A 13118-nucleotide genomic window follows, 5' to 3' on the forward strand; every position below is an offset into this window, starting at 1 on the left:
GACCGATCCCACGACGCCCGCGTTCCGAACAGGGACGCGGGCGTCGTGCGTGCCGCCGCCGTGGCCCGGGAGGACCCGCCAGGAGCGGGAGGAACCGCTCGGAGCAGCGGTGGGTGCGCGGGTGGTTGTCCGCGGACCGTCATGCGCTGTCACGGCGCAACGACATCCGTTTCGCGCGGGTACGCTCGCACGGAGTCGGGCTACCTCCGGACAGAAGGGCACCCATGATCGAGTTCCGCTCGGTACGCAAGACGTACCCGGACGGCACCACGGCGGTCGACGAGTTCGACCTCGTCATCCCGTCGCGGACCACCACGGTGTTCGTCGGTTCGAGCGGGTGCGGGAAGACCACCCTGCTCCGCATGATCAACCGGATGGTCGACCCGACCTCCGGATCGGTCGAGATCGACGGCGAGGACGTCGCCGGCGTCGACCCCGTGCAGCTCCGCCGCCGGATCGGCTACGTCATGCAGAACGCCGGTCTGTTGCCGCACCGCAAGGTCGCCGACAACATCGCCACCGTGCCGCTGCTGACCGGGGTATCGAAGGGCGAGGCCCGCGCGCGTGCCCTCGAACTCATGGACACCGTCGGTCTCGACCGCGGGCTCGCCGACCGGTACCCGTCCCAGCTCTCCGGCGGCCAGCAGCAGCGGGTGGGCGTCGCCCGCGGGCTGGCGGTGGACCCGAACGTGCTGCTCATGGACGAGCCGTTCGGGGCGGTCGACCCCCTCGTGCGCAACGACCTGCAGGACGAGCTGATCCGTCTGCAGCGCGAGCTCGGGAAGACCGTCGTCTTCGTCACGCACGACATCGACGAGGCCTTCAAGCTGGGCGACCAGGTCGTCATCCTCAAGAAGGGCGGCGAGATCGCCCAGCTCGGCACCCCCGCCGAGATCCTGGCGGAGCCGGCGGACGACTTCGTCGCGAACTTCATCGGTGCCGGGCGCGGTCGTCGTGCCCTGCGGGTCGAGCAGACCCCGACCGGCCCGATCGTCGTGGACGGTGACGGCCGGGCAGCCGGTGTGCTCACCGGTCCGGTGCAGGTGGTCGACGCCGCAGCCGCGGTGCCGCAGGTGGCAGAGGCCGGGGCGCGTGACACCGCCCCGGGTGCTCCGGCGCAGGGTGGGGGACCGCGGTGAACTGGATCCTGTCGAACCTCGACACGATCAGTGACGCCACGGTCGCGCACCTCGCGATCGCGATCCCACCGATCATCATCAGCTTCCTGCTGTCCATCCCGATCGGGTGGCTCGTGGTCCGGCTGCAGCGTCCGGGTGGGTCCCGGTTCGCGGCGGGCGTCGGGAGCGGCATCGTCACCTTCGCAGGGCTCCTGTACGCGATCCCGTCCCTCGCGCTGTTCGTCGCGCTGCCCGGGATCATCGGCACGAGCCTGCAGAGCCCGGTCAACGTGATCATCAGCCTGACCGTCTACGGCCTGGCGCTCATGGTCCGCTCGACCGTGGACGGCCTGACCTCGGTCGACGCCGGGACCAAGGCGGCGTCGACCGCGATGGGGTACTCGGGCGTGCAGCGCTTCTTCCGCGTCGAGCTGCCCCTGGCCGGACCCGTCCTGCTCGCCGGCCTCCGCGTCGTGGCGGTCTCGACGATCTCGCTGACCACCGTGGGCGCCGTGCTCGGCATCCAGAGCCTGGGGTCGCTGTTCACCGACGGACTCGCACGCGGCATCACCGAGGAGATCCTCTCCGGCATCGTCATGGTGCTCGTGCTCGCGTTCGTGCTCGACGGCATGCTCGTGCTGCTCGGCCGGATGGTCATGCCGTGGACACGTCGAGCGCCCCGGAGCCGTCGTACCGCACGCCGGTTCCTGCAGCGAGCGGAGGTCGCCTCGTGATCATCGGGCAGGCATTCGGCTGGGTGTTCGACCCGGCCAACTACACCGGCTTCAACGCGATCCCCGGACGCCTCTGGGAGCACGTCTGGATCACCCTGCTCGCGGTGCTCATCGCGTCGGTGATCGCGGTCCCGATCGGGTACGCGATCGGCCACACGGGTCGAGCACGCGGCCTGTCGATCGCCCTCTCCGGTGGCATCCGCGCCCTGCCGACGCTCGGTGTGCTGTCGCTCTTCGGCCTCCTGCTCGGCATCGGACTCGAGGCGCCGCTGCTGGCACTCGTGGTCCTGGCCGTCCCGTCGGTGCTCGCCGGTGCGTACGCGGGCATCGAGTCCGTCGACCCGGTGACGATCGACGCCGCGAAGGCCCAGGGCATGACGGGCTGGCAGGTCCTCTGGAAGGTCGAGATCCCCCTCGGGCTGCCGCTGTTGATCGGTGGTGTCCGTTCGGCCGTGCTCCAGGTCGTCGCGACCGCCACCCTCGCCGCCTACGTCGGTGCCGGCGGACTGGGCGGGTACTTCTTCCTCGGCCTCAAGACCCAGGACTACGCCGAGATGCTCGGCGCGTCCATCCTCGTGATCGCGCTCGCGATCGCGTTCGAGATCGTGTTCGCCGCACTGCAGCGGGCGTCGGTGCCGAAGGGCACCCTCGACCCGTCCGCGCGGCAGCGCCAGGGATCGCGCGAGCGAGCCCGCAATCCCATCCCGGAAGGAAACCCATCGTGATCACAGCACGTATCCGCGTCGCCCTCGCCGCCGCAACGGCACTCGGCGTCGCAGCAGCCCTGACCGGCTGCTCGTCGGGAGACCCGCTCAGCAGCGGCTCCAGCGCGTCCTCCGACTCGAAGACGATCGTCATCGGCTCGCAGCAGTACTACTCGAACGAGATCATCGCCGAGCTCTACGCCCAGGTGCTCGAGAAGGACGGCTTCACCGTCGAGCGCAACTTCAACATCGGACAGCGCGAGGTTTACATCCCGCAGCTCGAGAAGGGCGCGATCGACGTCATGCCGGAGTACAGCGGCAACCTGCTGCAGTACTTCGACAAGGAGTCGACGGCGAAGACCGCCGACGAGATCGACGACGGGCTCGAGAAGGCCCTGCCGAAGGGACTGCGCGTCCTCGACGAGGCCGAGGCCACGGACCAGGACAGCTACACCGTGACGAAGCAGTTCTCGGAGGAGAACGACGTCACGAGCCTGGCCGACCTGAAGAACGTGCAGGAGAAGCTGACCGTCGGCGCGAACTCCGAGTTCCAGACCCGCCCGTACGGACCCGAGGGCCTCAAGTCGGTCTACGGCGTCGACGTCGACTTCAAGGCGGTCGAGGACTCCGGCGGCGCCCTGACGGTGAAGGCGCTCAAGGACGGCACCGTCCAGCTCGCCGACATCTACAGCGCGGACCCGAGCATCAAGGCGAACGACTTCGTCTCGCTGAAGGACCCGGAGAACCTGATCCTGCCGCAGAACGTGATCCCGGTGGTCTCGTCGAAGGTGGACGAGAAGGCCGCGGACGCGATCGACGAGGTGAACGAGAAGCTGACGACCGAGAAGCTCATCGAGCTCAACGAGAAGAGCGTCTCCGACAAGGAGAAGGCCTCGGAGATCGCGAAGCAGTTCCTCCAGGACGAGGGACTGCTGTAGGACGCAGGCGCTGCGCGCTGCACGGTCCTGAAACGACAGGTGTCGGGCTTCGGCCCGGCACCTGTCGTCGTTCCCATGGCTGTCGTCGAGCGTCCGTCAGGCACCAGTGTTCCGCACGGTTGTGCCGATCAGAGCTCATGCACGTTCGTGCACGAACGGGCTCTACAACTTGTCGAACCAGGTGTCCGGCCGGTAGCGTGGAGGTGTCCCGATGGGGTGACACAGAACCAGTCCCACCTCCCGTAGGAAGCAACTGACGTGCTCGAACAGCGCGCGGCGACCCGGCTCGGACACGCCGCATGAACGACATCCTCGATCCGCTCATCCTGTCGCGGTGGCAGTTCGGTCTGACGACCATCTACCACTTTCTCTTCGTCCCGCTGACGATCGGCATGGCCGTCGTCGTCGCCGTGTTCCAGACGGCGTGGGTGCGGACCGGTCGGGCGCACTACCTGCAGCTGACCCGGTTCTTCGGCCGGATCTTCCTCATCAACTTCGCGATGGGCGTCGTGACCGGCATCGTGCAGGAGTTCCAGTTCGGCATGAACTGGTCGAACTACTCGCGCTTCGTCGGTGACGTCTTCGGCGCTCCGCTCGCGCTCGAGGGGATCTTGGCCTTCTTCTTCGAGGCCGCCTTCATCGGCATCTGGATCTTCGGGTGGGACCGCCTGCCCAGGGCCGTGCACCTGGCGAGCATCTGGTGCGTGAGCGTGGGCACGATGCTGTCGGCCTACTTCATCCTGGCGGCCAACGCGTTCATGCAGCACCCGGTCGGCTTCGCGATCAACGAGACGAAGGGGCGTGCGGAGCTGACCGACATCTGGGCCGTCCTGACGAACAAGGTGGCCCTGGCCGCGTTCCCGCACACGCTGTTCGGTGCCTTCATGGTGGCCGCCTCGGTCATCGTCGCCGTCGCTGCCTACCACCTGGCGCGCAACCAGAACCTCGAGACGATGATGCCGGCGCTCAAGTTCGGCATGTGGACCATGCTCGCGTCCGGTGCGCTCACCGTGCTGTCGGGCGACCAGCTCGGCCTGACGATGGTCGACACCCAACCGATGAAGATGGCCGCGGCCGAGGCGCTCTACAACACGTCCACGGGCAAGGACGCCTCGTTCTCGATCTTCACGCTCGGCACGCCGGACGGGGTGCACGAACTGTTCTCGATCCGCATCCCGTACCTGCTCTCGTTCCTCTCGACCCACACGTTCACCGGCACGGTCGAGGGCATCAACGACCTGCAGGCGCAGTACACGGAGGTGTACGGGCCCGGGGACTACAAGCCGATCATCTGGGTGACCTACTGGTCCTTCCGGTGGATGATCGCCCTGGGTGTCGGCGCGGTGCTCGTGTCGCTCGTCGGCCTGTGGCTGACCCGCCGCGGCCGGTTCCCGACCCAGCGCTGGGTGTGGCGCGTGGCGACGTGGTCGGTCCCGCTGCCGATGGCCGCGATGATCATGGGCTGGGTCTTCACCGAGATGGGCCGTCAGCCGTGGCTCGTCTTCGGGCTGCTCCGCACGGCCGACGGTGTGTCGCCGAACGTCACGGGCGTCGAGGTCCTGATCTCGCTGGTCGTGTTCACGCTCATCTACGGCGCCCTCGCGGTCGTCGAGTTCAAGCTCATCAAGAAGGTCGCCCAGGAGGGTCCCGCCGCACCCGCGGAGGTCGACGAGGCCACGGGCGAGGTCAAGCACGAAGTGACGGTGTACTGAGATGGACCTGCCCGTTCTCTGGTTCGCGATCGTCGGACTCTTCTTCGTCGGGTACTTCGTGCTCGACGGGTTCGACTTCGGCGTCGGCATGTCCCTGCCGTTCCTCGGCAAGGACGACACCGACCGTCGCGTGCTGATCAACACGATCGGCCCGGTCTGGGACCTCAACGAGACCTGGGTCATCGTCGCCGGCGCGTGCCTCTTCGCAGCGTTCCCGGAGTGGTACGCGACGATGTTCTCCGGGTTCTACCTGGCGTTGCTGCTCATCCTCGCCGCGCTCATCGCTCGCGGTGTCTCGTTCGAGTACCGGCACCAGGAGAAGCACCTGGAGTGGAAGCGTCGGTTCGACCTGATGATCATCGTCGGCAGCGCGGTGCCGTCGTTCCTCTGGGGCGTCGCGTTCGGCAACGTCGTCCGCGGCATCCCGATGGACGCCGGGCACGACTACACGGGCACCCTGTTCGACCTGCTCAACCCGTTCGCCCTGCTCACCGGGCTCGCGACCCTCACGGTGTTCTTCACGCACGGCGTCGTGTTCGTCGCGCTGAAGACCGAGGGCGAGATCCGCGAGCGGGCCAAGCGGCTCGCGACCCGCGCGGGCGTGGTCACGATCGTCGTCGGCGCCGCGTTCCTGGTGGCGATGGCGTTCGTCCGGGCCACCCCGGCGAGCCTGGTGCTCTCGGTGGTGGCGGCCCTCGCCCTCGTCCTCGCCGTGCTCTGCAACGCCTGGGGCCGGGAGGGGCGCGCGTTCGCGCTCATGGCGGTCACGATCGCCGCGGTCGTGCTGGCGATGTTCACCGCGATCTTCCCGGACGTCATGCCCGCGTCCAACGACCCGGCCAACAGCCTGACCGTGTGGAACGCATCGAGCGGGCAGTACACCCTCACGGTGATGAGCTGGGTGGCGCTGATCTTCGTCCCGCTCGTGCTCGCCTACCAGGCGTGGACGTACTGGGTGTTCCGCAAGCGTGTCTCGCGGGCGCACATCGCCCAGGCAGCGCACTAGGCGGTCGGCCGTGAAGCCGCTCGACCCACGCCTGCTCCGCCTGTCCCGGGCCGCGCGCGGCTCCGTCGTGGCGTCGGCGGCGACCGGACTGGTCCGCACCCTCGCCACGATCGGGATCGCGTGGGGGATCGCGACGGCGGTGACGCTCGGCGTCGACGCGGTCCGCGACGGCCGTGTGCCCACGGCGTTCGTGCCGACACTGGCGCTCCTCGCGGGGGCGTTCGTGGTCCGCGCGGTCGCCGCGTGGGCGACGGACGACCTGGCGGCACGTGCCGGTGCGACGGTGAAGAGCGAACTGCGGACCACCGTGCTGGCGCGGGCGGCCGAGCGCGGGCCGGCCTGGCTCGCCGAACGGTCCTCCGCGGGCTTCGCGACGACGCTCGGACCGGGGCTCGACGCCCTCGACGCGTACTTCGGTCGGTACGTGCCGCAGCTCGCGCTCACCGCCGTCGCGACGCCCGTGCTGCTGGTCGCCATCGGGTACGGCGACCTGACCAGTGCGCTGGTGATCCTCGTCGCCATGCCGGTCATCCCGGTGTTCATGATCCTCATCGGCCTGGCGACCCAGGCGCTGCAGCGGAACCAGTCGGACGCGCTCGCCCGGCTCGGCAGTGCGTTCACCGAGGCGGTCGAAGGGCTGGCCACCCTCAAGGCGTTCGGCCGCGCCCGCCGACAGGTCGGACGCATCGGCACCGTCACGGACGAGTACCGACGCGGCACCATCGGGGTCCTCCGCCTGTCGTTCGTGAGCGGGTTCGCCCTGGAGCTCGCAGCGAGCCTGTCGGTCGCACTCGTCGCGGTGTCCATCGGCGTCCGGCTCGTGGACGGCTCGCTCGGCCTCGGCGCCGCGATGTTCGTGCTCGTGCTCGCGCCGGAGGCCTTCGCGCCGATCCGGCAGGTGGGGGCCGACTTCCACGCCGCACAGGACGGGGTCGAGGCCTCGGCTGCGGTGCTCGACGTCCTCGACGACCGCGGACCCGGTGCGACGCCGGCGGCGGAGCCCGTCGCGGCGGCCACGGAGGCGGCCGCCGCGGACCTCGTCGTCACCGGGCTCGTCGTGCGCCGCCCCGACGTCGTCATCGGTCCGCTCGACCTCCGCGCCGCCCCGGGCACCGTCGTCGCGCTCGCGGGACCGAGCGGGTCCGGTAAGTCGAGCCTGGTCGCCGCGCTCCGCGGGGCCCTGCCGCACGACGGCACCGTCACGGTGCCCGGTCCGGCCGGCGCGACGCGTCTCGAGCGCACGACGTGGGCCGACCAGCGGCCGCGCCTGGTGCGCGGCACGGTCGCCGAGAACGTGGCGCTCACCAGCGAGCCCGACGACGGGGACGTCCGCCGCGCCCTGGCCGAGGCCGGGCTGGAGGTCGACCCGGGCCTCCCGGTCGGGTCCGGCGGGAGCGGCCTGTCCGGCGGCCAGGCACAGCGGGTGTCGGTCGCGCGCGCCCTGTACCGTGCCCGACGGCGGCGGACCCCGCTCGTGCTGCTCGACGAGCCGACATCGGCGCTCGACGCCGAGGCGGAGCAGACCGTCGTCCGCGCCGTGCGGGCGCTCGCGGACGACGGCGCGGTCGTCGTCGTCGCGAGCCACCGCCCCGCGGTGCTCGCAGCGGCCGACGTCCGCGTCGACGTGCACTCCGGCGGTGCGGTCACCGTGACGGCCCGGCAGGGAGCACGAGCATGAGCCGGGAGGCACGCCCCACGTCCGTCCTCCGGCTCGCCGTGCCGCACGGGACCGGGTGGGCGAAGGCGGTCGCCGCCGGCACGCTGAGCGCGGTCTGTGCCGTGGCACTCCTCGCCGCGAGCGGGTACCTCATGACCCGGGCCGCCGAGCAGCCGCCGATCCTCTACCTGACGCTCGTCATGGTCGGGGTGCGCGCGTTCGCGCTCGGCCGCGCGGCCCTCCGCTACGTCGACCGACTCGCCGGGCACGACGCGTCCTTCCGCCAGCTCGCCGTGGTGCGGACCGAGATGTACCGACGACTCGCGTCGGTGGCCCCGGTGGGCCTCGGTCCGACCGGGCGCGGCGACCTGCTCACGCGGCTCGTCACCGACACCGACCGGCTGCAGGACCTGCCGATCCGCGTCGTCGGGCCGCTCGTCTCGGCAGGGGTCGTCGCCGTCCTGTCGGTCGTCGCGGTCGCGGTCGTGTGGCCGCCGGCCGCCCTCGTCCTCGTCGCGGCGCTCGCCGTCACGGCGCTGCTCGGGACCGCCACGACCCTGGCGGTCGCCCGGCGATCCGACCGCGAGACCGCGGCGGCGCGCGGCCGGGTCGCCGACCTCGTGCTCGACACCGTCCGGACGCTCGACGTCTTCGTCGCCTACGGCACCCTGACGGACCGCCTCGCGTCCATCGCCGCGCTCGACGACCGGGTCACCCGTGCTGTCCGCCGCCGGGCCACCGTCGAGTCGCTCGTCGGCGCGCTCGTGGGTCTGGTCGGCGGGGGAGCCGTCGTCGGGGTCCTCGCGGTCGGGGCGCCGGCGGTCGTGACGGGTGCGCTCGACGGTCCCCTCTGGGCGCTCGCGGTCTTCGTGCCGCTCGCGCTCTTCGAGGTCGTCGCGGGGGTCCCGCTCGCGGTGCTCACCCTGCGACGGGTGCGTGCGGCCGCGGAACGCGTGGAACGGGTGGTGCCCGCCGTCGTGCCGCCCGGCATCGTGCCCGAGCCCGACGAGCCCGCCGACCCGCACGACCTCGTCGTCGACGGCCCGGTCGCCGTCTCGCTCCGCGACCTCACCGTCCGGTGGCCGGGAGCGTCGGCCCCGGCGGTCGACCGGGTCTCGCTCGACCTGCACCCCGGCGAGGTGGTCGTGCTCGAGGGGCCGAGCGGCGCCGGCAAGTCGACGCTCGTCGACGCCCTGGTCCGGTTCGTCGACCACGAGGGGTCGTACACGCTCGACGGGGTCGAGGCGCGCACGATGCACCCCGACGCCGTCCGCGCGCGAGTGGGCCTCGTCGAGCAGGACCCCTTCGTGTTCGACCGGTCCGTGCGGCAGAACCTGCTGTTCGCCCGCGACACCGCGACCGACGCGGAGCTCACCGAGGTGCTCGACCGCGTGGGTCTGGGCGCTTGGGTCGAACGTCGCGGGGGCCTCGACGCCCCGGTCGGGGAGCGCGGCGTGCTGCTGTCCGGCGGGCAGGCGCACCGTCTGGCCCTCGCGCGTGCCCTGCTGCACGCGTTCCCCGTGCTCGTGCTCGACGAGCCGACCGCCGACGTCGACCCCGACCTGGGCGACGCCGTGCTGCGCGACCTCGTCGGGGCCGCGCGCCGAGCCGGGCGCACCGTCGTGGTGGTGTCGCACGTCCCGGTGCCGGCGGACCTCGTCGACCGGACGCTGCGGATGCGGGACGGGCGGCTCGTGACGGTGTGATCCGGGTGCCGCGCCCACCGTGCCGCACGGCGGCGGTGCGGTCCGACGGCGGGGCCGGGACGGGCCTCCGGGCCTTGTACCCTAGGTGATCGTGACCACCGAGCACCCTACCGAGCACGCAGCCGTTGACCCCGACGCCTACGACTTCCGGCGCATCCAGGAGAAGTGGCAGCCCCGCTGGGAGGAACTCGGGCTCTTCACGACGGACCTCGACGACAAGCGGCCGCGCAAGTACATCCTCGAGATGTTCCCGTACCCGTCGGGTGACCTGCACATGGGGCACGCCGAGAACTGGGCGCTCGGCGACTTCGTGGCGCGCTACTGGCGGCAGCAGGGGTTCAACGTCCTGCACCCGATCGGCTGGGACTCCTTCGGCCTGCCGGCGGAGAACGCCGCGATCAAGCGCGGGGTCGACCCCAAGGAGTGGACCTACGCGAACATCGAGCAGCAGAAGGCGTCGTTCAAGCGGTACGCGCCGTCGTTCGACTGGACCACCGAGATCCACACCTCCGACCCCGAGTACTACAAGTGGAACCAGTGGCTGTTCCTGAAGATGTACGAGAAGGGCCTGGCGTACCGGAAGGACAGCTGGGTCAACTGGGACCCGGTGGACCAGACCGTGCTCGCGAACGAGCAGGTCCTGCCCGACGGCACCTCGGACCGATCCGGCGCGGTCGTCGTCAAGAAGAAGCTGACGCAGTGGTACTTCGCGATCACGAAGTACGCCGACCGCCTGCTCGACGACCTCAACCAGCTCGAGGGCCGGTGGCCGGCGAAGGTCATCGCGCAGCAGCGCAACTGGATCGGTCGCTCGGTCGGCGCGGACGTCGACTTCGTCATCGAGGGCCGCGACGAGCCCGTGACCGTGTTCACCACACGTCCCGACACGATCTACGGCGTGACGTTCCTGGTCGTGGCGCCGGACTCCGACCTGGCGGCCGAACTGGTGGAGTCGGCCGCCGAGTCCGTCCGGTCGGCCTTCACCGAGTACCTGACCGCGACCCAGAAGACGTCCGAGATCGACCGGCAGAACGCCGACCGCCCGAAGACGGGCGTGCCGCTCGGCCGCTCCGCGATCCACCCGCTGACCGGGGAGCGCCTGCCGATCTGGGCCGCCGACTACGTGCTGGCCGACTACGGCCACGGTGCCGTCATGGCGGTCCCCGCACACGACCAGCGCGACCTCGACTTCGCGCGGGCGTTCGACCTGCCGGTGAAGGTCGTCGTCGACACGAACCAGCCCGTGACCGGTGCGATCCCGGTCATCCCCGAGGGCGCGACCCTCGAGGACCTGCCCGCGCTCGACCCCGTGTCGACGGGCGAGGCGCTGACCGGCCAGGGGCGGATGATCAACTCCGGTCCGCTCGACGGCATGTCGAAGCAGCACGCCATCACGGCAGCGATCTCGCTGCTCGAGGAGCGCGGGACCGGCCGCGCCGCGAAGACGTACCGCCTGCGCGACTGGCTCATCTCGCGCCAGCGCTTCTGGGGCACGCCGATCCCGATCATCCACGGCGAGGACGGCACCGAGTACCCGGTGCCCGAGGACCAGCTGCCGATCACCCTGCCCTCCACCGAGGGGCTCGACCTCAAGCCGAAGGGCACGTCGCCGCTCGGCGGGGCGACCGACTGGGTGAACGTGCCGAACCCGGTCGACGGGTCGCCGGCGACGCGGGACACCGACACGATGGACACGTTCGTCGACTCGTCGTGGTACTTCCTGCGCTTCCTGTCGGCGAACGACGACACCCAGGCGTTCGACCCCGCGACGGCTCGCAAGTGGGCCCCGGTCGACCAGTACATCGGCGGCATCGAGCACGCGATCCTGCACCTGCTCTACGCGCGCTTCGTCACGAAGGTCCTGTTCGACCTCGGGTACCTCGACTTCACCGAGCCGTTCTCGGCGCTGCTCAACCAGGGCATGGTGCTGTCCGGCGGCTCGAAGATGTCGAAGTCGAAGGGCGGTGTCTCGCTCGGCGACGAGCTCGACGCGAACGGTGTCGACGCGATCCGTCTCGTGATGGGCTTCGCCGGTCCGCCGGAGGACGACATCAACTGGGAGGACGTGTCGCCGTCGGCGTCCGCGCGCTTCCTGGCCCGTGCCTACCGTCTGGCGCTCGACGTGACGAGCCCGAAGGACGCCGTGTGGGCCGACGGTGATCGGGCGTTGCGCCAGGTCACCCACCGGTTCCTGGCGGACGCCCCGGGCCTCATGGAGGCGTTCAAGTTCAACGTCGTGATCGCGCGGCTCATGGACCTGGTGAACGTCACCCGCAAGGCCATCGACAACGGTCCGGGTGCGGGCGACCCCGCCGTGCGCGAGGCGGTCGAGACGGTCGCGCTCGGCCTGAGCGTCTTCGCGCCGTACACGGGCGAGGAGATGTGGGAGAAGCTGGGCTACGACGCGACCGTCGCGACGTACGGCTGGCGGAAGGCCGACCCGACGCTGCTCGTCCAGGACACGCTCACCGCCGTCGTGCAGGTCAACGGCAAGGTCCGCGACTCGTTCGAGGTGTCGAAGTCGATCGAGGCGGACGAGCTCGAGCAGCTCGCACGGTCGTCGGCGAACGTGCAGCGGTACATCGGCGACCGCGAGATCGTGAAGGTGATCGTCCGGGCGCCGAAGCTCGTGAACATCGCGATCAAGGGCTGACGGGAGTCCTCCCCAGCTGACCGGCCCGGCGGGCTCCTCCACAGGAGGGGACGCCGGGCCGCCGTCGTGTCCGGGCACGACCTAGCGTGCCGGACATGTCCCGTCCAGCGTCCCGCCCCACCGCGGTGTCACCGGGTGACCTCGACCCGTGGTGGCGCCGGTGGACGCTGACCCCACGGGCAGCCGTGGTGCTCGCCGCGGTGGTCGTGGTGGTCGCGCTCGCGGTGGTCGCCGTGGGCACGCTCGGCGCCCGGTCGTCGGGCGGGGTCACGGTCACGGGCGGGCATCCGCTGGACGGCAGGACCCCTGCCGGGTCGACCGGGGACCCGGGTGAGCGGGCGACTCCGTCCTCGACTGCGCCGCCGGCACCGTCGTCGTCCGCATCGTCGCCCGCGGTGGTCGCGGTGTACGTGCTCGGTGCCGTGGTGCGGGCCGGTGTCGTCGAGGTGCCGGCCGGCACCCGGGTGGAGGCGGTGCTCGAGCGTGCCGGGGGAGCGACGGCGGACGCGGACCTCGCGCGGCTGAACCTGGCACGGCCCGTCGTCGACGGGGAACGGCTCTACGTCCCGCGCGTCGGCGAGACGGCGCTGCCCGAGGCGCTGGTACCGGACGTCGCCGGCGCGTCCGGTGGCAGCGGAGGTGGCAGCGGCACCGGTGCCGGCGGTGCGGGCGGCAGCGGGCAGGACGTGTCGGGCGGGGTCGTGGACCTCAACACCGCCGACCAGGCGACGCTCGAGACGCTTCCGGGCATCGGACCCGCACTCGCGGAGCGGATCGTCGCGTGGCGCGAGGAGCACGGGGGTTTCTCGGCGGTGGAGGACCTGCTCGAGGTCAGCGGCATCGGGGACGGGCGGTTCGCCGAGTTGCGCGAGCGGGTCAGGGTCTGACGC

The 13118-nt window shown here is 71.0% G+C and carries 10 protein-coding genes; all 10 read left to right on the top strand.

The annotated features are described in order from the left end of the window. The first annotated feature begins 224 nt into the window (after nucleotides 1–224). The 10 genes from DEJ22_RS06280 (at nucleotide 225) to DEJ22_RS06325 (ending at nucleotide 13115) form a co-directional block, all read left to right on the top strand. Nucleotides 225–1139: an ABC transporter ATP-binding protein gene (locus DEJ22_RS06280; RefSeq protein WP_111225820.1), complete on the top strand. Its 915-nt coding sequence runs from the start codon at nucleotides 225–227 to the stop codon at nucleotides 1137–1139. Continuing rightward, entirely contained in the window at nucleotides 1136–1852 is a 717-nt protein-coding gene (locus DEJ22_RS06285; protein WP_111225821.1) for an ABC transporter permease, read from the top strand. The genes DEJ22_RS06280 and DEJ22_RS06285 overlap by 4 nt, the downstream gene beginning before the upstream one ends. Next, nucleotides 1849–2577 carry an ABC transporter permease gene (locus DEJ22_RS06290; protein WP_111225822.1) on the top strand — a complete coding sequence of 243 codons (729 nt, stop codon included), beginning with the start codon at nucleotides 1849–1851 and terminating at the stop codon, nucleotides 2575–2577. Before DEJ22_RS06285 ends, DEJ22_RS06290 begins: the two co-directional genes overlap by 4 nt. After that, nucleotides 2574–3494, top strand: coding sequence for an ABC transporter substrate-binding protein (locus DEJ22_RS06295; RefSeq protein WP_111225823.1), 921 nt, complete (start codon nucleotides 2574–2576; stop codon nucleotides 3492–3494). The genes DEJ22_RS06290 and DEJ22_RS06295 overlap by 4 nt, the downstream gene beginning before the upstream one ends. Nucleotides 3495–3793: 299 nt before the next feature. Then, nucleotides 3794–5206: a cytochrome ubiquinol oxidase subunit I gene (locus DEJ22_RS06300; protein WP_111225824.1), complete on the top strand. Its 1413-nt coding sequence runs from the start codon at nucleotides 3794–3796 to the stop codon at nucleotides 5204–5206. 1 nt (nucleotide 5207) lies between these two features. Next, nucleotides 5208–6212, top strand: a complete 1005-nt coding sequence (cydB, locus tag DEJ22_RS06305) for a cytochrome d ubiquinol oxidase subunit II (RefSeq protein WP_111225825.1) — start codon at nucleotides 5208–5210, stop codon at nucleotides 6210–6212. Between the two features lie 10 nt (nucleotides 6213–6222). Beyond that, on the top strand, nucleotides 6223–7890 hold the full coding sequence (gene cydD / locus DEJ22_RS06310) for a thiol reductant ABC exporter subunit CydD (protein ID WP_111225826.1): 1668 nt from the start codon (nucleotides 6223–6225) through the stop codon (nucleotides 7888–7890). After that, entirely contained in the window at nucleotides 7887–9575 is a 1689-nt protein-coding gene (gene cydC, locus DEJ22_RS06315; protein ID WP_111225827.1) for a thiol reductant ABC exporter subunit CydC, read from the top strand. The genes cydD and cydC overlap by 4 nt, the downstream gene beginning before the upstream one ends. Before the next feature lie 91 nt (nucleotides 9576–9666). Further along, a complete protein-coding gene (gene leuS / locus DEJ22_RS06320) occupies nucleotides 9667–12228 on the top strand; it encodes a leucine--tRNA ligase (protein ID WP_111226371.1) in 2562 nt (853 codons plus the stop codon). Between the two features lie 95 nt (nucleotides 12229–12323). Beyond that, nucleotides 12324–13115 (top strand): ComEA family DNA-binding protein, encoded by a 792-nt coding sequence (locus DEJ22_RS06325; RefSeq protein ID WP_181430639.1) that lies wholly within the window; start codon nucleotides 12324–12326, stop codon nucleotides 13113–13115. Nucleotides 13116–13118: the final 3 nt, after the last annotated feature.

The organism is Curtobacterium sp. MCSS17_007, from assembly GCF_003234175.2.
In the GTDB taxonomy this organism is placed as follows: Bacteria; Actinomycetota; Actinomycetes; order Actinomycetales; family Microbacteriaceae; genus Curtobacterium.

What these genes read in the sequence shown, in the direction of transcription:
- DEJ22_RS06280 (WP_111225820.1), top strand. Translation starts at nt 225, where the DNA reads ATGATCGAGTTCCGCTCGGTACGCAAGACGTACCCGGACGGCACCACG.
- DEJ22_RS06325 (WP_181430639.1), top strand. Translation starts at nt 12,324, where the DNA reads ATGTCCCGTCCAGCGTCCCGCCCCACCGCGGTGTCACCGGGTGACCTC.
- cydB (WP_111225825.1), top strand. Translation starts at nt 5,208, where the DNA reads ATGGACCTGCCCGTTCTCTGGTTCGCGATCGTCGGACTCTTCTTCGTC.
- cydC (WP_111225827.1), top strand. Translation starts at nt 7,887, where the DNA reads ATGAGCCGGGAGGCACGCCCCACGTCCGTCCTCCGGCTCGCCGTGCCG.
- DEJ22_RS06300 (WP_111225824.1), top strand. Translation starts at nt 3,794, where the DNA reads ATGAACGACATCCTCGATCCGCTCATCCTGTCGCGGTGGCAGTTCGGT.